Annotated in this window: 19 protein-coding genes; 7 read left to right on the top strand and 12 right to left on the bottom strand. The window is 72.1% G+C overall.

Going from position 1 to position 22,652, the window contains the following annotated elements; all coding sequences use genetic code 11:
- The 8 genes from ACZ7KF_RS11750 to ACZ7KF_RS11715 all read right to left on the bottom strand — a co-directional run bounded on the left by ACZ7KF_RS11750 (position 1) and on the right by ACZ7KF_RS11715 (position 10,281).
- Positions 1 to 2,208, bottom strand: a complete 2,208-nt coding sequence (locus tag ACZ7KF_RS11750; protein ID WP_471071942.1) for an MMPL family transporter — start codon at positions 2,206 to 2,208, stop codon at positions 1 to 3.
- A gap of 320 nt (positions 2,209 to 2,528) precedes the next feature.
- Positions 2,529 to 3,914, bottom strand: a complete 1,386-nt coding sequence (locus tag ACZ7KF_RS11745) for an amino acid permease (protein ID WP_471071939.1) — start codon at positions 3,912 to 3,914, stop codon at positions 2,529 to 2,531.
- A gap of 121 nt (positions 3,915 to 4,035) precedes the next feature.
- Complete coding sequence (locus ACZ7KF_RS11740) at positions 4,036 to 4,926, bottom strand: TauD/TfdA dioxygenase family protein (protein WP_471071936.1); 891 nt, start codon at positions 4,924 to 4,926, stop codon at positions 4,036 to 4,038.
- An 11-nt stretch (positions 4,927 to 4,937) separates the two neighbouring features.
- Entirely contained in the window at positions 4,938 to 6,284 is a 1,347-nt protein-coding gene (locus ACZ7KF_RS11735) for an LLM class flavin-dependent oxidoreductase (protein WP_471071933.1), read from the bottom strand.
- Complete coding sequence (locus ACZ7KF_RS11730) at positions 6,281 to 7,015, bottom strand: ABC transporter ATP-binding protein (protein ID WP_471071930.1); 735 nt, start codon at positions 7,013 to 7,015, stop codon at positions 6,281 to 6,283. The genes ACZ7KF_RS11735 and ACZ7KF_RS11730 overlap by 4 nt, the downstream gene beginning before the upstream one ends.
- Positions 6,991 to 7,836: an ABC transporter permease gene (locus tag ACZ7KF_RS11725; protein WP_471071927.1), complete on the bottom strand. Its 846-nt coding sequence runs from the start codon at positions 7,834 to 7,836 to the stop codon at positions 6,991 to 6,993. The genes ACZ7KF_RS11730 and ACZ7KF_RS11725 overlap by 25 nt, the downstream gene beginning before the upstream one ends.
- The gene (locus ACZ7KF_RS11720) at positions 7,833 to 8,876 is read right to left on the bottom strand and encodes an ABC transporter substrate-binding protein (protein WP_471071924.1); all 1,044 of its coding nucleotides are present in this window, start codon (positions 8,874 to 8,876) and stop codon (positions 7,833 to 7,835) included. Before ACZ7KF_RS11720 ends, ACZ7KF_RS11725 begins: the two co-directional genes overlap by 4 nt.
- 205 nt (positions 8,877 to 9,081) lie before the next feature.
- Entirely contained in the window at positions 9,082 to 10,281 is a 1,200-nt protein-coding gene (locus tag ACZ7KF_RS11715) for an ROK family protein (RefSeq protein WP_471071921.1), read from the bottom strand.
- 434 nt (positions 10,282 to 10,715) lie between these two features.
- Here ACZ7KF_RS11715 and ACZ7KF_RS11710 point away from each other — a divergent pair, with 434 nt between their 5' ends.
- Positions 10,716 to 11,297: a biotin transporter BioY gene (locus ACZ7KF_RS11710; RefSeq protein WP_471071918.1), complete on the top strand. Its 582-nt coding sequence runs from the start codon at positions 10,716 to 10,718 to the stop codon at positions 11,295 to 11,297.
- Between the two features lie 81 nt (positions 11,298 to 11,378).
- Here ACZ7KF_RS11710 and ACZ7KF_RS11705 read toward each other — a convergent pair whose 3' ends face one another.
- Entirely contained in the window at positions 11,379 to 12,797 is a 1,419-nt protein-coding gene (locus ACZ7KF_RS11705; RefSeq protein ID WP_471071915.1) for an amino acid permease, read from the bottom strand.
- A 215-nt stretch (positions 12,798 to 13,012) separates the two neighbouring features.
- Between ACZ7KF_RS11705 and ACZ7KF_RS11700 the strand changes: the two genes are divergently transcribed.
- Positions 13,013 to 13,498 carry a ribose-5-phosphate isomerase gene (locus ACZ7KF_RS11700; protein ID WP_471071912.1) on the top strand — a complete coding sequence of 162 codons (486 nt, stop codon included), beginning with the start codon at positions 13,013 to 13,015 and terminating at the stop codon, positions 13,496 to 13,498.
- Between the two features lie 160 nt (positions 13,499 to 13,658).
- Positions 13,659 to 14,468 carry an Fpg/Nei family DNA glycosylase gene (locus ACZ7KF_RS11695; RefSeq protein ID WP_471071909.1) on the top strand — a complete coding sequence of 270 codons (810 nt, stop codon included), beginning with the start codon at positions 13,659 to 13,661 and terminating at the stop codon, positions 14,466 to 14,468.
- A 1-nt stretch (position 14,469) separates the two neighbouring features.
- Here ACZ7KF_RS11695 and ACZ7KF_RS11690 read toward each other — a convergent pair whose 3' ends face one another.
- Positions 14,470 to 15,708, bottom strand: coding sequence for a GNAT family N-acetyltransferase (locus ACZ7KF_RS11690; protein ID WP_471071906.1), 1,239 nt, complete (start codon positions 15,706 to 15,708; stop codon positions 14,470 to 14,472).
- A gap of 173 nt (positions 15,709 to 15,881) precedes the next feature.
- On the opposite strand from ACZ7KF_RS11690, the gene ACZ7KF_RS11685 reads away from it, so the two are divergent.
- Positions 15,882 to 17,054, top strand: coding sequence for a SpoIIE family protein phosphatase (locus ACZ7KF_RS11685; protein WP_471071903.1), 1,173 nt, complete (start codon positions 15,882 to 15,884; stop codon positions 17,052 to 17,054).
- Between the two features lie 105 nt (positions 17,055 to 17,159).
- Here the strand turns inward: ACZ7KF_RS11685 and ACZ7KF_RS11680 are convergent, their stop codons facing one another.
- A complete protein-coding gene (locus ACZ7KF_RS11680) occupies positions 17,160 to 17,822 on the bottom strand; it encodes a GNAT family N-acetyltransferase (RefSeq protein ID WP_471071900.1) in 663 nt (220 codons plus the stop codon).
- A 166-nt stretch (positions 17,823 to 17,988) separates the two neighbouring features.
- Between ACZ7KF_RS11680 and ACZ7KF_RS11675 the strand changes: the two genes are divergently transcribed.
- A complete protein-coding gene (locus ACZ7KF_RS11675; protein WP_471071897.1) occupies positions 17,989 to 18,501 on the top strand; it encodes an HD domain-containing protein in 513 nt (170 codons plus the stop codon).
- A 112-nt stretch (positions 18,502 to 18,613) separates the two neighbouring features.
- Here the strand turns inward: ACZ7KF_RS11675 and ACZ7KF_RS11670 are convergent, their stop codons facing one another.
- Positions 18,614 to 19,705, bottom strand: coding sequence for an acyltransferase family protein (locus ACZ7KF_RS11670; RefSeq protein WP_471071894.1), 1,092 nt, complete (start codon positions 19,703 to 19,705; stop codon positions 18,614 to 18,616).
- A gap of 533 nt (positions 19,706 to 20,238) precedes the next feature.
- On the opposite strand from ACZ7KF_RS11670, the gene ACZ7KF_RS11665 reads away from it, so the two are divergent.
- Both ACZ7KF_RS11665 and ACZ7KF_RS11660 read left to right on the top strand, forming a co-directional pair.
- Positions 20,239 to 20,433 carry a hypothetical protein gene (locus ACZ7KF_RS11665; RefSeq protein ID WP_030648672.1) on the top strand — a complete coding sequence of 65 codons (195 nt, stop codon included), beginning with the start codon at positions 20,239 to 20,241 and terminating at the stop codon, positions 20,431 to 20,433.
- 64 nt (positions 20,434 to 20,497) lie between these two features.
- On the top strand, positions 20,498 to 22,645 hold the full coding sequence (locus tag ACZ7KF_RS11660) for a protein kinase domain-containing protein (RefSeq protein WP_471071891.1): 2,148 nt from the start codon (positions 20,498 to 20,500) through the stop codon (positions 22,643 to 22,645).
- The last annotated feature ends 7 nt before the right edge of the window (positions 22,646 to 22,652 follow it).

The following is a 22,652-nucleotide window of genomic DNA, read 5'->3' as shown; positions in this document are numbered from 1 at the left end:
TCAACGTACGGGGGCCGGCCGGTGGGCGGGGACCGGTTCCGGGGTCCGGGCGGGCCGCGACGGCCACCAGCTCGCCGCGCCGAGCAGCAGCATCGCCGACGGCAGGACGAGAACGCGCACCACGAAGGCGTCGATCAGCACCGCCGCCGCGAGCACGAACCCGATCTGTTTCATCTCGATGATGTGCAGGAAGACGAAGCTCACGAACACCGTGGTCATCACCACCGCCGCGCTGGTCACGACGCTCGCCGACCGCCGGACCCCCTCCAGCACCGCCTGCCGGGTGGGCGTGCCGGCCGACACCGCCTCCCGGATCCGGCTCACCACGAACACCTGGTAGTCCATCGACAGCCCGAAGAGGATCACGAACAGGAACAGCGGAACCCGCGAGCCGATCGACCCCGTGGACCGGAAGTCCAGCAGCCCCTCGGCCCAGGTGTGCTGGAAGACGAGAACCAGCAGTCCGAGCGCGGCCGCCGCCGAGAGCAGGTTCAGTGCGACACCGAGCAGGCCGAGGACGACGGAGCGGAACGCGTACAGGGTCATCAGGAACGTCACGAGGAGCAACGCGCCGAGGACGAGGGGGAGTTTGCCGTTCTGGTGGGCCGGATAGTCCTGGTAGCGGGCGACGTCGCCGGTCACGCCGTACTCGGCGCCGGCGATCCGGCCGACGGTGGCGGGCAGGTAGTCGTGCCGCAGGCGGTCCAGGGAGTCGTGGGCCCGCGGGGAGTCGCCGAGGTGGGGGACCCGCAGTTCCAGGGTGCTGGTGCGGTGGTCGGCGGAGGTCCGGATCCGGGAGAAGCGGGTGAACAGCGGGTCGCCGGCGGCGCGCCGGGCCAGCTCGCGCAGCTCCCCGGTGACCTCGCCGGATCGTTCCGCGTCGGCGCGCACGACGACCTGATGAGTGACCCGCCGGTCCGGGAAGGAGTCGTTGAGCCGGTCGTAGACGCGCATGGCGGGGATCGCGCGGGAGTGCGTGTCCCGGCTCATCTCCGTGATGTTCAGGCCGGTCAGCGGCAGGGCCAGGGCGAGCAGGGCGAGGAGTGAGACGCACAGGGTGGCCAGCGGGTGCCGGGCGGCGGGGCGCAGCAGCACCGGCCAGAACCGGCCGCCGCCCTCGCCCCGGATCCGCCGGGCGGGCTTCCCGCGTGCCGCCCGCCGCTCGGCCCGCCTGCCCAGGACGGTCAGCAGGGCGGGCAGCGCCGTGAGGGAGCTGGCCACCGCGGCCAGGACGACCACGACGGTGCCGGTGGCGAGCGAGGAGAAGATGACGTCCGAGGCGAGATACAGGGTGGCGGTGGAGGCGACGACCGCGAGCCCCGAGACCAGCACGGCCCGCCCGGAGGTCGCCGCGGCCAGTTCGACCAGCTGCTCGGAGCCGAGCCGGCCGCCGGAGCGGGCGCGTTCCTCGCGTTCCCGCTTGAGGTGGAAGAGCGTGTAGTCGACGCCGACCGCGAGGCCGATCATCAGGATGACGTTGGTGCCCACGCCCGCGTCCGGGGTGACGTGCGAGGCGAGCATCGCCAGGCCGACGGCCGCCGCGATCGAGGACAGTGCCAGGAGCAGTGGCACGGCGGCCATCGTGAGCGAGCCGAACACCACCAGCAGGGTCAGCAGGGTGACCGGCAGCGTGATCTTCTCGGAGAGGGCGAGGTCGGCGCCGCGCTGCTCGTCGACCCCCTTGCTGATGGAGGGGCTGCCGGTCTCCTGCACGAGCAGCCCCGGGTGGTTCTTCTGTACGGCGGCGGTCTGTCCGAGCAGCGCGTCGACCTTGTCCTTCGCGTCCCGTTCCTCGCCCTTGACGGAGACCTCGACCATGAGGACGCGGCCGTCGGCGGAGCGGGCCGGGGCGGCCACGTGGGCGACCTCGGGCAGCCGCCGCATCCGGGTGGTGAGTTCCCGCGCGGCCGCGGCGGCGGCCCGGTCGTCCAGGGCACCGCGGGGGGTCTCCCCGCCGGAGCCGGGCCGGGTGCGGGGGAGGGCCGAGATCAGGATCTGCTCGGTGGACAGGCGCTGGAGGTGCCCGTCGGCGGCCAGGGCCTCGGCCCGCCCGGCCTCGCCGACCCGGTAGTCCGCCGTCTTCGCGCTGTGGTTGCCCGCGGCGCCGCCGGCGCCCAGGCACAGCGCCACGAACAGCAGCCAGCCGACCAGGGCCCGCCAGGGGTGCCGGGCGCTCCAGCGCGCCGCACGCACGGTGAGTGTGTTCATGCCCAGCAGCCTCGTCGGCCGGGGCAGGTCGGGGACACGGGTGCTCGGTTGAACCCGGTGTCAGCCGATCGGTGGAGCCGGGGGGTGTGGAAAACCCCCGCGAGTCACGTCCTCGCGGGGGTTCTCTCTCATCCGCCTGCCGCCGTGAAGGGTGAGAAGACGATCACGAGGCAGGACGTCCGGGGGCCGCTCGGGGTGCGAGACCGGCGAGGGAACCCTTATTGCAAGTAACTTGCAACTACAGGCTAGCAACAAGTGTGCCGGGACGACAGAAAGGCCCCCACGTGTCGTACGCGGGGGCCTCGCCGGGGGGGCGGTGGTCAGCGCCTGGCGCGGGCCCGCTGCCAGGCGTAGCCCACGGCGGCCAGGACCAGGGTCATCCCACCCGTCGAGTACAGCTGGACCCGGGTGTCCGGCTCACGGGCCATCAGGATGAAGATCGCGACCATGCCGGCCAGCGCCACCCAGGTCAGCCAGGGGAACGCCCACATGCGGACGACCAGCTTCTCGGGGGCCTCGCGCTCGATGCGGCGGCGCAGCAGCAGCTGGGAGACCGCGATGAAGATCCACACGACCAGGATGACCGCGCCGATCATGTTCAGCAGCCAGGGGAAGACGTCGTCGGGGCGCCAGTAGCTGAGCAGCACGCAGACGAACCCGAAGAAGCACGAGGTGAGCACCGCGACGCGGGGCACCCCGCCGGACAGCTTCGCCAGTGCCTTCGGGCCCTGGCCGCGCTCGACCAGCGAGAAGGCGATGCGCGAGGAGCCGTAGATGTTGGCGTTCATCGCGGACAGCAGGGCGACCAGGACCACGACGTTCATCAGCTGGCCCGCGCCGGGGATGTCGAGGTGGTCGAGCGTGGCGACGTACGGGCCCTTCTCCACGACCTCCGCGGAGTCCCAGGGGACGAGGGCGACGACGACCGCCATCGAGCCGATGTAGAACAGCGCGATGCGCCACATCGCCGTGCGCACGGCGGACGCCACGCCCCGCACCGGGTCCTCCGACTCGGCCGCCGCGATGGTGACCGTCTCCAGGCCGCCGTAGGCGAAGACCGAGGCGAGCAGACCGACGAGCAGGCCCTCGCTGCCGTGCGGCATGAAGTCGGAGAGGTTCGAGGCGCCGGGGGAGTCCGTGCCGGGCAGCACGCCCGCGATGGCCAGCACGCCCAGGATCAGGAAGAGGCTGATCGCCCCGACCTTCAGCGCGGCGAACCAGAACTCGAACTCGCCGAAGTTCTTCACGGCGGCCAGGTTCGCCCCGCAGAACACCACCATGAACAGGGCCACCCACATCCACTGCGGGGTGCCCGGCACCCAGCCCTGGACGATCTTCGCGGCGCCGATGCCCTCCAGGCCGACCGCCGTGCACAGCAGCACCCAGAACGACCAGCCGGCGGCGAAACCCGCCCACGGCCCGATCGCCCGCTCGGCGTGGGCGGAGAAGGATCCCGAGGACGGATAGGCGGCCGACATCTCGCCGAGCATCCGCATCACCAGCATCACCAGGAGGCCGGAGAGGGTGTAGGCGATCACGATGGACGGCCCGGCGGCGGCTATACCCGCTCCGGAACCGACGAACAGACCGGCGCCGATGACCCCGCCGAGGGCGATCATCGACAGATGGCGCTGCTTGAGGCCGTGGGAGAGGGAGCCGTCCGTCCGCTGTCGCGGCGGCGTCTCCGTGGTGGTGCTGCTGGGCATGAGGGCGGCTCTCCCCGTGCAAGAGGCGGGCAAAAACCCCGCCAGTCTGGGCGGCCCGTCCGCTCACGCGAAGGGGCCGCCCAGTATCCGGACACTCACTGTACGAAGGGTGAATATACGGTTACGCGGCCACGGAGGTGTAGTGCGAGGCGTCACCCTCGATCGAGTAGCTCTCCTTGCCCTCGATGCCGACCGGTACGTCACCGGCGACGGTCACCCGGTGCAGGCGGCGCGGCAGACCGTCGTAGTTGTCGATGGCGTAGTGCTGGGTGATGCGGTTGTCGAAGAGGACCAGCTGGTTCTCCGACCAGCGGTGGCGCAGGATGTTCTCCGGGCGGGTGACGTACGCCTGCAGCAGGTCGAGGATCCTGCGGGACTCGCCCGCCGACAGGCCGACGATCCGCTGCGCGAACCCGCCGATGAACAGCCCGCGCTCCCCGGTCAGCGGGTGGACCCGGACCACCGGGTGGGCGGTGCGGTACTTGATCGAGGTGAACTGGGCCCGCTGGGCGGCCTTCTCCTCGTCGATCTCCTCGTCCGGCACCGCGTAGTCGTAGTCGTTCGTGTGCTCCGCCCACAGGCTGTCGGCCAGGCGGCGCAGCGGTTCCGGCAGGTCGCGGTAGGCGGCGGCCTCGTTGGCGATCAGGGTCTCGCCGCCGTACGGCGGGACGGTCAGCGAGCGCAGGGTGCTGGCCTGCGGCGGGTTGAGGACGAAGGTGACGTCCGTGTGCCAGTGGTTGGCGCGGCCCCGCTCGCTGTCCACCGGCAGCACGTTCGGGGCGCCGTCGACCGCGCCGACCGTGGGGTGGGCGGTGGTCAGGTCGCCGAGGTGGCGGGCGAAGGACTGCTGGCCGGCGTCGTCGAGGTGCACGTCGTCGAAGACGAGCGCCTTGTGGGCGTTGAGCGCCTCCCGGATCGCGGCGACCTCCTCGGGCGCGAGCGGGCGGGAGATGTCGACGCCGGAGACCCGGGCGCCGATCCGTGCGGTGACCTTGGTGATCTCGATGGACATGGCGGTTCCCTTCAGGCGAACGCGGGGGCGGGTGCGGGGGACAGGTACTGGTTGGCGGGGCGGGGCAGGCCGTAGCGCTCCCGCAGGGTCCGGCGCGGGCCGTACTCGGTGCGCAGCAGACCCCGGGCGCGCAGCAGCGGTACGACGTGCTCGACGAAGGCGTCCAGACCGGAGGGCAGCACGGCCGGCATGATGTTGAAGCCGTCGGCCGCTCCCTGCGTGAACCACGTCTCGATCTGGTCGGCGACCTGCTCGGGAGTCCCGGCGAAGGTGAGGTGCCCGCGCCCGCCGCCGAGCCGGCCGATCAGTTGCCGGACGGTGAGCTTCTCGCGCCGGGCCAGCTCCACGATCAGCGTGTAACGGCTCTTGGCGCCCTCGACGGCGGACTCGGGCGGCAGGTCGGCGGGCAGCCCGGCGTCCAGCTCCAGGGTCCCGGGTGCCAGCTGGAGCAGGCTCTCCAGGCGGCCCACGCCGTGCTCGTACACGATGTGGTCCTCCAGCAGCCGCTCGGCGGCCAGCGCCTCGGCCTGTGTCGACCCGAGCACCGGCACGATCCCGGGCAGCACCTTGAGATGCCCGGGGTCGCGGCCCGCCGCCCGCGTACGGGCCTTGAGGTCGGCGTAGAAGGCCTGCGCGTCGGCGAGGGTCTGCTGGGCGGTGAACACCGCCTCCGCGTACCGGGCGGCGAACACCTTGCCGTCCTCCGAGGAGCCCGCCTGGACCAGGAGCGGATAGCCCTGCGGGGTACGGGGCACGTTGAGCGCGCCCGCCACGCTGAAGAAGCGGCCCTTGTGCCGGGGCGGGTGGATCTTGCGGTCGTCGCCCCAGACGCCGGCCGCCTTGTCGGCGACGACCGCGTCGTCCTCCCAGCTGTCCCACAGCTTCAGCGCCACGTCCAGGAACTCGGCGGCGCGGGCGTACCGCTCCGCGTGCGCGGGCTCGGCGTCCAGGCCGAAGTTGCGGGCGGCCTCGGCACCGGCGGTGGTGACGATGTTCCAGCCGGCCCGGCCCCCGCTGACGATGTCCAGCGACGCGAACCTGCGGGCCAGGTTGTAGGGGGAGTTGTAGGACGTGGACGCGGTCGCGATCAGGCCGATGTGCTCGGTGGCCGTCGCCAGCGCGGTCAGCAGGGTGAGCGGCTCCAGGGCACCGGCCGGCCGCTGCGCCAGGTTGCCCCACAGCTGGGGGCCGTCGGCGAGGAACAGCGAGTCGAAGGTGCCGCGCTCGGCGATCCGGGCCAGCCGGACGTAGTGGCTCAGCGCCACGTGGGCGTACGGGTCGCTCTCCGGGAGCCGCCAGGACGCCTCGTGGTGGCCGGTGTTCATCAGGAACGCGTTGAGGTGGAGCTGCCGGGTCATGCGTGATCCTCCGTGACACCGAGCGCGGCCAGCAGCCGCTCCCGGTATTCGCCCAGCACCGGCTCCCGGTAGGAGCGCGGGTGGGGACGGTCGATGGTCAGGTCGAGGCCGATCCGGCCCCGCTCCAGGACGAGGACCCGGTCGGCGAGCACGATCGCCTCGTCCACGTCGTGGGTGACGAGCAGCACGGACGGCCGGTGCCGCTCCCACAGCTCGCGCAGCAGGTTGTGCATCTTGATCCGGGTCAGCGCGTCCAGCGCCCCGAACGGCTCGTCGGCCAGCAGCAGTTCCGGCTCGCGGACCAGGGAGCGGGCCAGCGCCGCCCGCTGGGCCTCGCCGCCGGACAGCTCGCCCGGCCAGGCCCGCTCACGGCCCCCCAGGCCCACCTCCGTCAGCGCGGCCCGGCCGCGCGCCTCGGCGTCCTTGCCGTCCAGGCCGAGCAGGACGTTCTCCAGCACCCGGCGCCAGGGCAGCAGCCGCGAGTCCTGGAAGACGACCGACACCCGCTCGGGCGCGGTGAGCTGCCCCTCGCCGGCCACCCCGTGGTCCAGGCCCGCCACCGCCCGCAGCAGGGTGGACTTGCCCGAGCCGCTGTGCCCGAGCAGGGCCGTGAACTGGCCGGCGGGCAGGTCGAGATCGATGCCGTCGAGGACCGTGCGGCCCTCGAAGGACCGGGTCAGGCCGCGCAGCCGGACGGCGGGCCGGGTCAGTTGCTCAAGGTGCGGCGCCACGACAGCACCCTCCGTTCGACGAGACGGACCACGCTGTCGGAGACCAGGCCGAAGACGCCGTAGATCAGCAGGCCGACCAGGATGACGTCGGTCTGGCCGTAGTTCTGCGCCTGGAACATCATGTAGCCGAGTCCGCTGGTGGCGTTGATCTGTTCCAGCACCACCAGGCCCAGCCAGGAGCCGGTCACACCGAGCCGGAGTCCCACGAAGAATCCGGGCAGCGCGCCGGGTATCACCACCTGGCGGACGAAGGCGAACCTCGACAGGCCCTGCACCTCGGCGAGTTCCACGAAGCGGCTGTCGATGCCGGACAGCGCGGCGTGCGTGTTCAGATAGATCGGTATGTAGACGACGATCGCGATGATGGCGATCTTGAAGGTCTCGCCGATGCCCAGCCAGAGGATGAACAGCGGGATGAGGCCGAGGGTGGGGATCGCCCGGTTGAGCTGGACGGTCCCGTCGATCAGCGCCTCCCCGGTCCGGCTGAGGCCGGCGGCGACGGCGAGCAGCACTCCGGCGGCCAGCCCGATCACGAAGCCGTAGCCGGCCCGTTCCAGGGAGGTCAGGACGTCGGTGGGCAGGGTGCCGTCGGTCCACAGATGGCCGGCGGTCCGCACGACGGTCCACGGCGCCGGGATGGCCCCCGGGTCCAGGGCGTCGGCGGCCGAGGCGGCGGCCCACAGGGCGATCAGCAGCAGCGGTCCGGCGAGCCGGGCGGCGGGCAGCCGCCGGCCGGGGGAGAGGCGACGGCGCCTGCGGACCTGGGGGAGGTCCGCGGTGGCGGCGCTGGCGACGACGGTGGTCGTGGTCACGGCGGTCACCTCCGGTACTCCGCCGGTACGGCCTTGGCGGCGATGGACTCGAAGCGGTGGTCGAAGAGGGAGGAGACGTCGAACTTCTTCACGAAGCCGCCCTCGGCGAGCAGGTCGGCGGTCTCCTGCTCCCACTTGATCGCCTCGCCCCAACCGGGCGGGAAGAGCGGCTTGTTGGCGAGGGCGGTGATCCCCCGCGCCTGCTGGAGGGTCAGGTTCTGCGTCTTGACGTAGAACTCCTCGTTCCACACGTCCGGGTGCTCGTACTGCCAGACCTGGCCCTTGGCCCACTGCGGGATGTAGGCGGCGACCGCGGCGGCCTTCGCGGGGTCGGCGAGCACCGACTGCGGGGCCCACAGCAGGTTGAGCAGGTCGACGACGTCGGTGGGGATGGTGTGGGCGCCCTTGGCCTCGTACTGCTTCAGGTACGCGGGCGCCTGGCTGTTGGCGAGCGGGGCCACGTCGACCTGCCCGGACTGCAGCGCGGTGAGGAACTGGTTGCTGGTCAGCGGGACCAGCGTCACGTCGTCGTACTTCAGGCCCGCCCGCTTCAGCGCCCGCAGCAGCACGACCCCCTGCGCCTGGCCCTGCGAGAAGGCGAGCCGCCTGCCCTTGAAGTCGCCGACCGTGCGGATGTCGCTGCCGGGCTTGGTGGCGAAGAGGTAGTTGGGCTTGCGGGTGAGGCCGATCGCCACGATCTTCGCGTCGAAGCCCTGGTAGTGCGCCTGGATCGGCGGGATGCCCGCGTTGTTGGCGAGATCGAGGGACTTGGAGCGGAAGGCGTTGATGACGTCCGGACCGGCGCCGATGTTCAGCCAGTCCGACACCGTGAACGGCAGGTCGGGCAGCTTCGCCAGCTTGAACTGCAGCTGCTGCACGCCCTGGTAGGAGGCCACCTTCAGGCTGGTGCCGGACGGGACCTTGTGGGCGAGGGGCTTGGCGGCGGCGCCGCTGGTGTCGGCGGTGGCACTTCCGTTCGCGCAGCCGCCGAGGCCCAGAGCGGCTGCGGACGTGCCCAGCACGGAGGTGAGAAAGGTACGACGGTGCATGGGAGGACTCCCAGGGGAAAAGTGCGAAAACGCAGCAGGAATTCCGGCGGAGAAGGCCGGAGGAAGAAAGACTCACACAGCGGGAAACACGCGCTTCATGCGCGGCAATATGTCAGCAACAGAGAGTGCGACAGCTGGTGAGCGGGTCCATGACCAGGATGTTCCCGGCCATGCTCGCCGCCTGTCAACATTCCGAGTTTCTGAATTAAATAGCCTCAGGTGACATGCCCAGCGGATCCCGGAACAGAGTGTCCAGCACGACGGATCCACCCGCCACCGCCAGCACGGAATCCGGGAAACTCGTCGGCAGCACGGCCGCCGCGCGACGGTGTCCGGCGGCCTCCCGCAACGCCTCCAGGCAGTCCGGGAAATGGATGACACCGACCTCGGTGACCACGACCGTCTCCGGGTTGAGCACGTCCAGCAGCAGCCCGGCCGCCCGCCCGGTCGTCCGGGCCCGGTCCACCAGCAATCGCCGGGCCACCGCGTCCCCGTCCGCCGCCGCGGCCACCACGTGCATCGGGTTGGCCGAGTCGATCACCCCGGCCGCCCGCGCCCGGCGGCACAGTGTCCGCTCGCTCAACTCCACCTGGAGGCAGCCGGTACGGCCGCACGCGCACGCCTCGGTGCCGCCCGGCACGGGCAGATGGGCGATGGCGCCGGCCGCGGACCGGGGCCCGTAGTGCACCGCGTCGTGGGTGGCGAACGCGGCGTCCACCACGTTGCCCACGAACAGGTGCAGCACGCTGCGGCTGCCCCGGGCCCGCCCGAACAGCCGCTCCCCGTGCACCAGCGCCCGTGCGTGCCCGTCCACCTGGACCGGCAGACCGGTCAGGGCGCCGAGCAGCTCCCGCACCGGCACCTCCCGCCAGCCCAGCAGCTCGTGCTCGACCACGGTGCCGGTCTCCCGGTCCACCCAGCCGCCCGCCGCCACGCCGACGCCCAGCGGACGCCGGCCCGGCATCCCGGCGAGCAGTCCCGCGAGCCCCTCGGCGGCCCGCGCCAGCACCCGGCCGGGCTCCGTCCGTTCGTGCCGCAGCTCCCGCCGGGCCACCACCCGGCCGCGCAGATCCAGCAGCGCGACCGTGGTGTACGGCACGGCCACGTGCACCCCGGCGACCAGGAAACGGGCGTCGTCCAGGTCGACGGGGACGTGCGGCCGGCCGACCCCGTTCGAGCGGCGGGGCGCGGCCGACTCCCGGATCAGGCCCCGCTCGGCGAGCCGGGCACAGTGCTCGGTCACCGACGCGGGCGACAGACCGGTCAGCCGGGCGATGGTGCTGCGGGCCACCGGCCCGTGCTCCAGCACGGACCGCAGCACGACGCTGGCACTGGTGCGCCGCCGGTCGCTGTCGGCGGCACGCGGGATGGGGGAGGCGAGGGTGGGAACCGCGGTACGGGGCATGGAGGCCGTCCTCGGGAACGGGGTCGACACGTCTCGGAGAAGCGGAGAAGGAGAGGCGTGCCGGAGAGCCCGCCCCTATCCCGGACGGCGACAGGTGGCCGTGCCCTGGCGTCGCAGGTCGACGTAGCGACGCGAGGTGAGGTACCGGGACTGGGCGGCCATGGCTGGAAGGGTAGGGCAGGAAAGGTGAATCCGACCAGACGACCAGGATTCATTTGGTGGGATTCCACAGTGCGCTGACATGCCGTCGAGTGAGCGAAACGTCCCTGCCTCCGTGATCAGTGTCACGCCGGGGGCGGTGTAATCGGCTCTCTTTGTCCGGAGCCCACCAAGGTCGTGTTCCGTGCTTTGTCGAGCGCTGACGGTGATCGGCCCGAGCGGCCTGGGATAGCGTCACGGTGTCCCAGCATGTCCCCGTCACCCGCGGAGTCACCATGAGCACCGCCACCGCCACCGCCCGCCCGGGCGCAGTCCTCGCCGACCTCCTCCCGGCCAGCCGCGTCCGCGACGCCGCCCTCGTGGTCGGCGGCGCCGTGCTCACCGGCCTCGCCGCCCAGCTGTCGGTGCCGGTGCCCGGCTCCCCGGTGCCGGTGACCGGCCAGACCTTCGCCGCGCTGCTCGTCGGCACCGCCCTCGGTGCCCGCCGCGGCTTCCTCTCCCTCGCCCTGTACGCGGTCGCCGGCGTGGCCGGCATGCCGTGGTTCGCGGGCGGCGCCTCCGGCGCGGGCATGGTCTCCTTCGGCTACATCCTCGGCATGCTGCTCGCCTCCGCGGCCGTGGGCGCCCTGGCCCGCCGCGGCGCCGACCGCTCCCCGCTGCGCATGGCCGGCGCGATGATCCTCGGCGAGGCGATCATCTACGCGGTGGGCGTGCCCTACCTGGCCCTGGCGGCCCACATGTCCGCGTCCGCGGCGATCGCGGCCGGCCTCACCCCGTTCCTGATCGGTGACGCCCTCAAGGCCGCCCTGGCGATGGGCGCGCTGCCCGCCGCCTGGAAGTTCGCCGGCAAGCGCTAGGCGCCCCCCGGCACACACGACAAGGCCGCACGGCCCGACACCTGGTGTCGGGCCGTGCGGCCTTGTGCGGTCCGGGCCGGATCAGCCGACGGACACCTTGTCGGCCGGGGCCTCGGCCGCGGGGGCCGGGCGGCCTGCCCGGATCCGCTCCTTGACCACGGCGATCACCAGCACGACGGCGGCGACCAGCAGCGACAGCAGCACGGTCTCGCGGCCGTCGTGCTCGGTGTCGAACAGCATGTAGACCAGGACGCCCACGATCATCGCGGCCGTCGCCCAGGTCAGGTACGGGTACAGCCACATCTTCACGACGAGCTTCTCCGGCGCCTCGCGCTGGAGGATCTTCCGCATTCGCAGCTGCGAGAAGCAGATGACCAGCCACACGAAGAGGGCCACCGCGCCGGAGGAGTTGACGAGGAAGAGGAAGATCTTGTCCGGGGACAGGTAGTTGAAGAAGACGGCGACGAAGCCGAACACGACCGACGCGAGGATCGCGGCCATCGGCACGCCCCGGCTGTTGACCCGCGCGAACGCCTTCGGGGCGTCGCCCCGCTCGCCGAGCGAGAAGGCCATGCGGGAAGCCGTGTACAGGCCGGAGTTCAGACAGGAGAGCACCGAGGTCAGCACGATGAAGTTCATGATCTGACCGGCGTGCGCGATGCCCAGGGAGTCCAGCGCGGCGACGTAGGAGCCGTCCTTCTTGATGGCCGGGTCGTTCCACGGCAGCAGCGCGACCACGATCAGGATCGAGCCCAGGTAGAAGACGCCGATACGCCAGATGATGCTGTTGGTGGACTTGGTGACCGCGCGCTGCGGGTCCTCGGACTCGCCGGCCGCCAGGGTGGCGATCTCGCTGCCCATGAAGGAGAAGACGACCAGCAGCACACCGGTGAGGATCGCGCCCGGACCGTGCGGCAGGAATCCGCCGTGCGAGGTGAGGTTGCCGAAGGACGCCTTCTCGGCGTCCACGCCCGGCAGCACGCCGAACACGGCGAGCGCGCCGACGACGATGAACGCGCCGATCGCCACGACCTTGATACCGGCGAACCAGAACTCGAACTCGCCGTAGGAGCCGACGGAGACCAGGTTGGTCGCGGTCAGCACGACCATCACGATGAGTGCCCAGCCCCACTGCGGGACGGCCGGGATCCAGCCTTCGAGGATCTTCGCGCCGGCGGTCGCCTCGACGGCGAGCACGACGACCCAGAAGAACCAGTACAGCCAGCCGATGGAGAAGCCTGCCCAGCGGCCGAGCGCACGGTCGGCGTGCGCGGAGAACGAGCCGGAGGTCGGATTCGCGGCGGACATTTCGCCGAGCATGCGCATCACCAGCACGACGAGCGTGCCGACGAGCGCGTAGGACAAGAGGATGCCGGGTCCCGCGGTGGCGATACCGGAACTGGAACCGACAAAGAGGCCGGCTCCGATGACACCGCCGATCGCGATCATCGAAAGATGGCGGTTCTTCAGTCCTGCTTGGAGGCCCGAACCAGGGGTCATGGACGGATTTCCTTTGCGCCAGGTGGAGCTGCCCGTACGAGCGGTGTACGAGTCGGTCCAGTGAATCCGAGGCGAACGAATTCGGGAACCTCTGAATCCGGATCGTTACTTGAGGTTCCCTTGAGGATCTATGGTGTGACTCACATTTCTCTGCCCCGGTCGAACACCGACACCCTGGGGCTGCTGCCCTCAATGGGGCGTGTCACACTCGTTGCATGCGCGTGTATCTCGGCTCCGACCATGCGGGCTACGAACTCAAGAACCACCTCGTCGAGTGGCTGAAGGCCGCCGGGCACGAGCCCGTCGACTGCGGGCCGCACATCTATGACGCCCAGGACGACTACCCGCCCTTCTGCCTCCGCGCCGCGGAGCGGACGGCCGCGGAGCCGGGCACCCTCGGCATCGTGATCGGCGGCTCCGGCAACGGTGAGCAGATCGCCGCGAACAAGGTGAAGGGCGTGCGCGCGGCGCTGGCCTGGAGCGAGGAGACGGCGGCGCTCGGCCGGCAGCACAACGACGCCAACGTGGTGGCCGTGGGTGCGCGGATGCACAGCACGGAAGAGGCGACCAAGTTCGTCGAGATCTTCCTGAACACCCCGTTCTCCGGTGACGAGCGTCATATCCGCCGCATCGACATGCTCGCCGCCTACGAGACCACGGGCGACCTTCCGCCGATCCCGGCGCACCACCCGCAGCAGTAGCCGGCCCCCCGCCCACCCGTCCCCACCGCTTCGCCGGCCGGGACGGGTGGGCGGCCGGACAGAAGCCGGGCACAGGACCGGACAGAAGCCGGGGCATAAGAAAGGACGGCCGGACAGGAGACGGACGGCCGGGGCAGAAGAAGGAAAGGACACGGCAGCCTTGCCGGAAGGGCACACCATCCACCGGCTCGCCCAGGACTACGCCGAGCGTTTCCAGGGCACGGCCCCCCGCGTGACCAGCCCCCAGGGCAAGTTCTCCGATGCCGCCGCCCTCCTGGACCGCGCCGAGCTGACCGCCACCGAAGCCCACGGCAAGCACCTCTTCCTGGGCTTCCGGGACGCCGACTGGGTCCACATCCACCTCGGCCTCTTCGGGAAAGTCGGCTTCGGCGACGCCCCCGCGCCCCCGCCCACGGACACCGTCCGGCTCCGGCTCGCCGGCGACACCGCGTACGTCGATCTGCGCGGCCCCACCACCTGCGCCCTGATCACGGCCGCCGAGAAGCAGGCCGTCCACGAGCGGCTCGGCCCCGACCCGCTGCGCGCGGACGCCGACCCCGGCGCCGCGTACCGGCGGATCTCCCGCAGCCGTACGAGCATCGCCGCGCTGCTCATGGACCAGAAGATCGTCGCCGGCGTCGGCAACGTCTACCGCGCCGAGGTCCTCTTCCGGCACGGCATCGACCCCTACCGCGCGGGCCGGGACATCACCCCGGCCGAGTGGGACGCCCTCTGGGCCGACCTGGTCGCGCTGATGCGGGAAGGCGTGCGGAACAACCGGATCGACACCGTCCGCCCCGAGCACACCCCGGAGGCGATGGGCCGCCCGCCCCGCGTCGACGACCACGGCGGCGAGGTGTACGTCTACCGCCGCGCGAGCCTGCCCTGCCACGTCTGCGGCGACGGGGTCCGCACCGCCGACCTCGCCGCCCGCAACCTCTTCTGGTGCCCCGGCTGCCAGCGGCGCTGAACTAGAAGCCGTGGGGCAGCCACGGGGCCACCGGTGAGCCGAACGCCACCGACGCCTCCGTCAGCGCCCCCGGCCTCAGCTCCCGCACCCGCCCGGCCGCCGCCAGCGACCGCAGCGTCACCCCGCCGAGATAGGCGGCGCCCAGCTCCCGCACGGACAGGGCCAGATCGGCCGCGTCGGCCGTCCGCTCGCAGGACGCCCCCTTCGCATCGCCCGTCAGCCGCCAACGCCCCGCGTTCCAGGGGCAGAAGGCGTCCTCGACCTCGAACACGACATCCACCGGCGTCAGGTAGGTGCGGGCCGACAGCGCCGCCCCCACCTCCACGGGACGCAGGTATCCGGCGTCCCGCGACCGGAGCTGACAGCGCCGGATGTCGGAGACCTGGTGCTGCCAGGCGTCATCGACCGGCCGCCCCCGCACCGTCAGCGTCGTCATCAGGTCGATGCCGAACAGGAAACGCCACAGCGCCGCCTCGGTGACCGGATCGAGCGCGGCGAGGTCCTCCAGGGTCACCGTGCCGTCGTGCCCGCCCGGTCCCCAGCCCATCTTGGTGCGGAAGCGCGCGTACCCGGCGGTGCGGCCGTCCCGTTCGGCGACCACGCACTGCAGGGGGGACGCCCCGTTCCGCTCGCTCTCCGGGTCGAGCAGGGCGGCCCGCTCCCAGCCCGGCTGCCGGGCCAGCATGCCGGGGCGGCCGGGCACCAGGGCCGCGTACACCGCCTCGCACTCCGCCAGCACGTCGGCGGGCGCCGCGTAGCGCACCCGGACCTCCTCGGTGCCCTCGGGCAGGTCCAGGACGACCCGGCCGGTGTCGATCTCCGCGCCGAGCTGGAAGGTCGCCGCACCGAACCCGAAGCGGCCGTAGATCGCGGGCTCGGACGCGAACAGCGCCGCCAGCGGCTCGCCCTTGGCGCGTGCGTCGTCCAGCAGTCGTCGCATCATCGAGGTCAGCACCCCGCGCCGCCGGTGCGTCGCGGACACGCTGACCATGGTCACGCCGGCGGTGGGCACCGCGGCCCCGCCCGGCACGGACATCCGGAAGCTGAACGCCCCGGAGGTGCCGACCAGCGCGTCCCCGTCCCACACGGCCAGCGAGCGGTCGAACTCCGTGACCGTTCTGTCCAGTTCGCGTTCCTCGGCGGAGCCCGAGCCGCCGAAGGCGCGGTACAGGTGGTCCCACCACCGGTCGAACTCTTCCGGGCGCAGCAGCTTCAGCTCGGTCCCGTGATCAGTCCCCATACGCCATGAGTATCAGGGCATTGAGGGACGAGCCAGTGAATTTCTCCCCGGCGGACCGCACCGGAAAGCCACCCGGAGACCCCCCGGGCGAACGGCGGGGCCGAGCCTCGCGCGGGGGACAAGTGGGACCTCCCGTGCCAAGCACCCGGTCCGCTGGATAGGGTCCCGGACTAATGGCAGCAGGACGGCAGCGGCGCGCGAAGGCCGAGAGGTTCACGGCCCGGTGGAAGATGCAATGGCACCGGGCCCGGGTCGGCCTGCGCAGAAGCGCGGTGGACTACTTCCGCGGCGACGGCTCCGACTGGATCGCCTTCGCCGGACTGCTGCTGACCGTCCCGGTCCTCGCGGCCATGACGCTCTTCGACCCGGTGTGGTGCTCCCCGGCCACCCTCGTGCTGCCGATCGTCGCCGGCGGCCTGGTGCTGCGCCCGGCGAGCCTGCTCGGCCTGTACGCGGCGGCGGCCACCGCGCTGATCGTGGAGTCGGTGCGGCTCGGCCCGTACACCGAGGGCCCCTCCCGGGTCACCCCGGGCGTGGTCCTGGTGGTCGCCGCGTGCGGCTTCTTCGGGCTGCTGACCGCGCAGTTCCGCAGCCGGGTCGGGGTGCCCTGGCGGCGCGGCGGCACCATGCTGTTCGACCTGCGCGAGCGCATCCGGGTGCAGAGCAAGCTGCCGAAGCTGCCGCAGGGCTGGCACCACGAGATGGCGCTGCGCCCGGCGGGCGGCCAGTCCTTCTCGGGTGACTTCGTCGTCGCGGCCCGCACGAACGGCGGCCGGACGCTGGAGGTCGTGCTCACCGACGTCTCCGGCAAGGGCATGGACGCGGGCTCGCGCGCCCTGCTGCTGTCCGGCGCCTTCGGCGGCCTCGTCGGCTCCCTGCCCCCGCACGCCTTCCTCACGGCCGCCAACGGCTACCTCCTCCGCCAGGACTGGGACGAGGGTTTCGCCACCTCCATCCACCTGGTCCTCGACCTGGACTCCGGGGACTACGAGCTGTACTCCGCCGGACACCCGCCGGGCCTCCAGCTCAGCGCGGGCAGCGGACGCTGGGAGGAGAAGGCCGCCGAGGGCCCCCTGCTGGGTGTGTACGACGGCGCCCAGTTCGACTCCGTGAAGGGCTCGCTGCGGCCCGGGGACGTGTTGATGCTGTTCACGGACGGACTGGTGGAAACCTCCGACCGCGACATCGTGGAGGGCATCGACCGCCTCACCGGCGAGGCCGACCGCTATGTGGCCGGCGGCTTCCACGGCGCCGCCTGGCATCTCATCGAGGCGGTCGCCAGGGACGTCAACGACGACCGGGCCCTGCTGCTGATCTGCCGCGAGGCGTCCGCGGGCGCCCGCTGACCGCGCCGCGCCCTGCCGTACTGCTTCGCGCCCCGCCGGTCTGCTTGACGCCCCGCCTTGCTGCTTCACGCCCCGCCGGTCCGCTTCACGCCCCGCCGTGCTGCCTCACGCCCCGCCGTCCTCCGGAGCCCGGGTGGCGGCGGTGAGCGGGGCCAGCACCCGCCAGCCCATGCTCTCGTAGAGCCCCCGGCCCTCCGGGGTCGCGCCCAGCACCGCCGCCGTCGCGCCCGCGCGCGCGGCCGTGTCCGTCAGGGTGTGCATCAGTACGCGCCCGAGGCCCCGCCGCTGGTGGGCCGGCTCCGTCCCCACCTGGTCGACGACCGCGGTCCGGCCGGTGACGGCGACCTGGGCACGGGCGGCGAAGGCACCGTCGGCGGTCCGCACCACGGCCCGGGTGACCCCGGCCCGGGTCCACCGGGTCAGCCGGTAGCCCTCGGGCAGGGCGGGCGGGGTGGCCCCGGCGGCCGTCCGGGCCGACATCAGGAAGCCAGGCCCGCCGGCGAGGGCCCAGCCGGGCGGCAGCCAGGCCGCCAGCGTCTGCGGCGGCACGAAGGTCTTCAGCCAGACGGCGGGCGCGGGGGTGCGCTCGGTGATCCCGCGGACCGTCGCCTCGTCCGCGGCGGGCAGGACGTGCCGCGCCACTTCGTGGGGCAGACCGACGTCGACGGTGAACCCCCAGGGCCGGACGATCGGTTCGGCCGCGCCGCGCGACAGGGTCCAGCCGCGGACCCAGGCGCGTACGGCTTCGGCAGTGGTGGTGAAAGGCAAGACCCCTCCCGGAGCGGGCGATACGTACGTGGGTAATGGACATGGGTAATGGATGCTCTGCCGCTGCGGCTATTACAGCACGGGTGTTCGGGGTGACGCGAGGACTTCCCGGGGCGGGGATGTCGGAACGTCGTCCCGCCGGCGCGGCCGGGGAGAGACTGGGGCCATGACCCACCTCACCCTCGCCGAGGTCGAGAACCTCGCGCGCGCCGCCCACGCGGGGCAGACGGACAAGGCCGGACGGCCGTACAGCGAGCATCTCGCGGCCGTGGCCGAGGGCGTGCGCGCCCGCGGCGGCGACCCGGAGCAGATCGCGGCGGCCTGGCTGCACGACTCCGTGGAGGATGCCGCACTGAGCGAGGAGTGGCTGGGTACGGCCGCCCTCACCGCGCGGACCAAGGCCGTCGTGCGCGCCCTCACCAAGCGGCCGGGTGAGGAGCCGGAGGCGTACGCGCGCCGGATCCTCGCCACGCCGGGCGCGTTGCTGGTGAAGGAGGCCGACCTGGCGCACAACGCGGATCCGCGGCGCCTCGCGGCCTTGGACGCGCCCACCCGGAAACGACTGACCGAGAAGTACACGCGGATGCGCGCACTCCTCGGTCTGGATCCGGAACCGGTGCCGGGGCCGGAGTCGGTGCCTGAGTCGAAGCCGGTGCCTGAGCCCGAATCGGGTGCCTGAGCCTGAATCGGGTGCCTGAGCCTGAATCGGGTGCCTGAGCCGAAGGCCGGTGCCTGAGCCCGAATCGGGTGCCTGAGCCGAAGGCCGGCCACCGGGCCGGCGCCGGAGTCGGCTAGGCGCTGACCTTCTCCTTCTCCCGCTGCTTCTGCCGTTCGCGGGCCAGTTCGGCCGCGTCCTGCTTGAAGGCCCATTCCAGCTTCGGCTCCATCGCGAAGCGGAAGACACGCTGCACCGGCCGGGTGCACAGCACCGTGACGGCGGTCGCGGCGAGCAGGGTCACGGCGATCTCGCCCAGCGGGCGGTGCAGCGAGGGGTGCTCGAACCAGCCGCGGTAGTCGCCGAACTTCACCAGGAAGCCGTGCAGCAGATAGCCGTAGAGCGTGCCCGCGCCGAGCGCCGTGAACCACGTCTGCCGGCGCGGCACCCAGGCGAAGAAGCAGGCCGTCAGCAGCAGCGAGCACCCCGTCATCGCGAGCGTCATCACCGGGCCGCACCACCAGGGTGTGCCCAGTTCCTGCGCCGCGTCACGGTGGTAGAACCACGCGGTGTTCATGCGCGGCACCGCCCACCAGCCGACCGCCAGCGCCGCCGCGAACACCGGCACCGAGGCGATGCGCACCGAGCGGCGGCGCACCAGATGGAAGTGCTCGGCCTTCATGCACAGGCCGAGCACGAAGTACGGCAGGAACTGCAGGACCCGCTGGAGGTCGAGGTCGTCACCGATGTTCGGCGTGACGCTCGCCAGCATCGCCAGCCCGAGGGCCAGCGGCAGCGGCCAGCGCACCAGCTTCCAGATGGGCGTGGTGAGCCGCCACACGAAGAGGGCGACCAGGAACCAGGTCAGATACCAGGGATCGAGGAGGCTGATCTCCTCGTGGGAGCCGGTGACGAGGTTCTTGAAGAGCGGGTACGCCGTCTCGAACAGCACGTACGGCACGACCACGCCGGTGATCAGCCGCTTCAGCCGGTCCGGGCGCATGTCGAAACTGCGGGAGAAGAAGCCGGAGATGATGATGAACGCCGGCATGTGGAAGCTGTAGACGACGGTGTACGCGGCCTCCAGGATCCGGCTGTCGCCTTTCAGCGGCTCCCACGCGTGCCCCATCGCGACGAGCACGATGGCCAGGTACTTGGCGTTGTCGAAGAACGCGTCGCGTTGTCTGCCGGATCTGTCCGCCTTGGTCTGCCCCTTCTGCGCGCTCATCGGGGTACGCGGGCCGGGCACTCCGTCCACCGGCGACTGTGCCGGGGGGAGCGGCCTGCGGTTCTGGCCGGGGGACGAGGCGGCGTCAAACATCTCAGGCACCCTAGCGTCGTCTGCGGGATTTCGTAAAACTCCCGCAGTCATTCCTGGTTATCGCTGTCGGGTACCCGGAGATTTACCGAACGTGCCTCCCTTGTCCACGTGATGGTGCGCACACTCGGGTCATCCGTTCACCCCTGATGTCCCGATTCATCCTGACTAATTGGGGCATACGGCGTCTCTGTGTCATCAATTCGAATTACCTGCGCACAGGATGTGTGGACACGGAAACGAAGTCGCGTAATTCCGCGGCGAGTCACGCGCGGTTACCCGCTCGAATTGCCGTGCGGAGCGTCGCCCGCCCCGGGCCGCCGTCCGACGTTGTGTCACGGGCCGCATATCGTGGCCGGGTTGGTGGCACGATGGTTCTGGCGGGGGTGCGCGGGCCGTACCTCCGGGCCGGGAGAGCGGACCGACCGAGGGTGGGATCAGTTGTGGCCATTTCACTGTCCGTGGTGCTGCTGTTGGCGATCATCCTGGTGGTGCTGATCCGAGGGGGGAACATCAAGGCCGGTCCGGCCATCGTCGCGATCCTCTTCGGTTTCTTCCTGGCCTCGACCGGCATGGCGCCATCGATCAACCGCTTCCTGAACTCGATAGCGGAGTCCATCAACTCGATCAGGTTCTGACCGGCGGGGGAGCCGGCGGGGCCGCACGGGCGGAACAACTGAAAGAACGGGGAGACGTACGGGAATGGCGCTGCGCGACGCGGACCCGGCGGAGGTGGGCGGCTACCGCGTCGAGGACCGCCTCGGCAGCGGCGGCATGGGGGTGGTCTACCTCGCCCGCTCCGCCTCCGGCCGCCGGCTCGCCCTCAAGGTCGTCCACGGCCAGTACGCCGACGACGACGAGTTCCGCATCCGGTTCCGCCGCGAGGTGGCCGCGGCCCGCCAGGTCAGCGGCGCCTTCACGGCACCCGTGGTGGACGCGGACGCCGACGCGCCGCGCCCCTGGATGGCCACCCTCTACATCCCCGGCGAGGATCTCGGCACCCACGTCCGCCGGCACGGCCCGCTCCCGCCCGACCGGCTGCGCGGACTCGCCGCCGGACTGGCCGAGGCCCTGCGCGACATCCACCGCGCCGGAGTGGTCCACCGGGACCTGAAACCGGCCAACGTCATGCTCGCCGAGGACGGCCCCCGGGTCATCGACTTCGGCGTCTCCCGCGCCGCCGAGGCCGCCGGGATGGACGCCCTCACCCAGACCGGCCGCGTGATGGGCACCCCGCCCTTCATGTCCCCGGAGCAGTTCGCCTCCCCGCACGAGGTCGGCCCGGCCACCGACATCTTCTCCCTCGGCGCGGTCCTGGTGTACGCCGCCACCCGGCGCGGCCCCTTCGACAGCCCGAGCCCCTGGGAGACGGCGACCCGCGTGGTCGAGGGCGCCCCCGACCTGGACGGCGTCCCCGACGACCTGCTCCCCTTCGTCCGCCTCTGCCTGGACAAGCACCCCAAGTCGCGCCCCGGCCCCGACGAACTCCTGCACCTGCTCCGCGTCGGCCGGCTGCCCGACCCGCGTCCCGAACCCGCACCGCCGGCCCCCGAGCCCGGCCGCCCGCGCCGCCGCCGGTGGCCGGCCGTCGTCGCCCTGACCGCCGCCCTGGCCGCCGTGACCGCCACCGCCACCGTCCTCGCCCGGGGCGACGGTGGCGGGGGCACACCGCACGTCCTGCCGGCCGGCTGGCACAGCTGGCACCGGCGGGCCGTCGATCCCCACGCCGAGGACCCGGACGCCATGAGCCAGGGCGGCCCCTTCTCCCACTGCGTCCTCGCACGGAAGTCGCTGTTCTGCGCCGGGGACGGCATCATGGCGGCCCGATTCGCCCTCGCCGACGGCCGCAACGTCTGGACCCGGCCCATGGACCCCACGCCCGCCGAGACCAGAACCACCGGCGGCGGCGTGATCATCGGCACCGGCCCCGGCGCCGTGTACGCCTTCGGCGCGGACGACACCGACATCAGCACCGGCGACGAGCCCAGCAGCCGTACCCGGTACACCGTCCAGGCCCTGGACCCGGCCACGGGCAAGCCGCTCTGGCAGACGATCGCCGCCGACGACGTGGACGGCATGGGCCCGGACTACGGCGGCGCCGTCGTCACCCCGGCCGGCGTCATCACCACCTTCGGCGACGGCGTCGACTCCTACGCCCTGCTCGGCACCGACAAGGGCGACGTCCGCTGGCGCCGCAAGCTGCCCACGGCCCCCGACCCCGACTGCCGGCTGAGCGGCGCCGGCGGCCAGGCGTACCTGGTCTGCGGCACCTCCGACACCAAGGGGAACCACGAGCGCACCACGATCGCCCAGCTCGACCCCGCCACGGGCAGGCCCCGCTGGCGGGTCACGGCCCAGGGCGCGCTCCACCTGCTCGGGCAGACCGGCGGCCACCTGGTGCTCGGCGCCGACCCGCAGCTGGCGCAGCCGACCGGCCTGACCCTGATCGACGCCTCCTCGCACGTCCTGACGACCGTACGGCTGACCGCCCCGCGGACCGCGTCCGGCGTGTACCTCGTCCGCGGCACCCTCTACTTCACCCTCGCCAGCGGCAGCGTCCACGCGATCGACCCGCGGACCGGGCGGCGGCTGTGGCAGAGCAACTCCACCGTCGAGCAGCCCGGCCCGCCCACCGCCTCCGCCACCCGGCTCTACCTGGCCTCGCCCACCGGCCGGCTGGCCGCCCTGGACCTGCGCACCGGCAGGGTCACCGGCACGCTCCCCGGCCGCGACGACAGCGACGCCCTCGGCTCCCCCGACTCCCCGGCGGCTCCCGTGCTGTCCGGGGACGCCCTCTACGTCCCCTACGGCGTACGCGCGGTCTACAGCGTGGACGTCAGGGACCTGTGACCACGGG

This window comes from Streptomyces sp. NPDC038200 (assembly GCF_055600785.1).
Note: the sequence above shows the minus strand (reverse complement) of the source record. Positions and strands in the feature narration are given on the sequence as shown.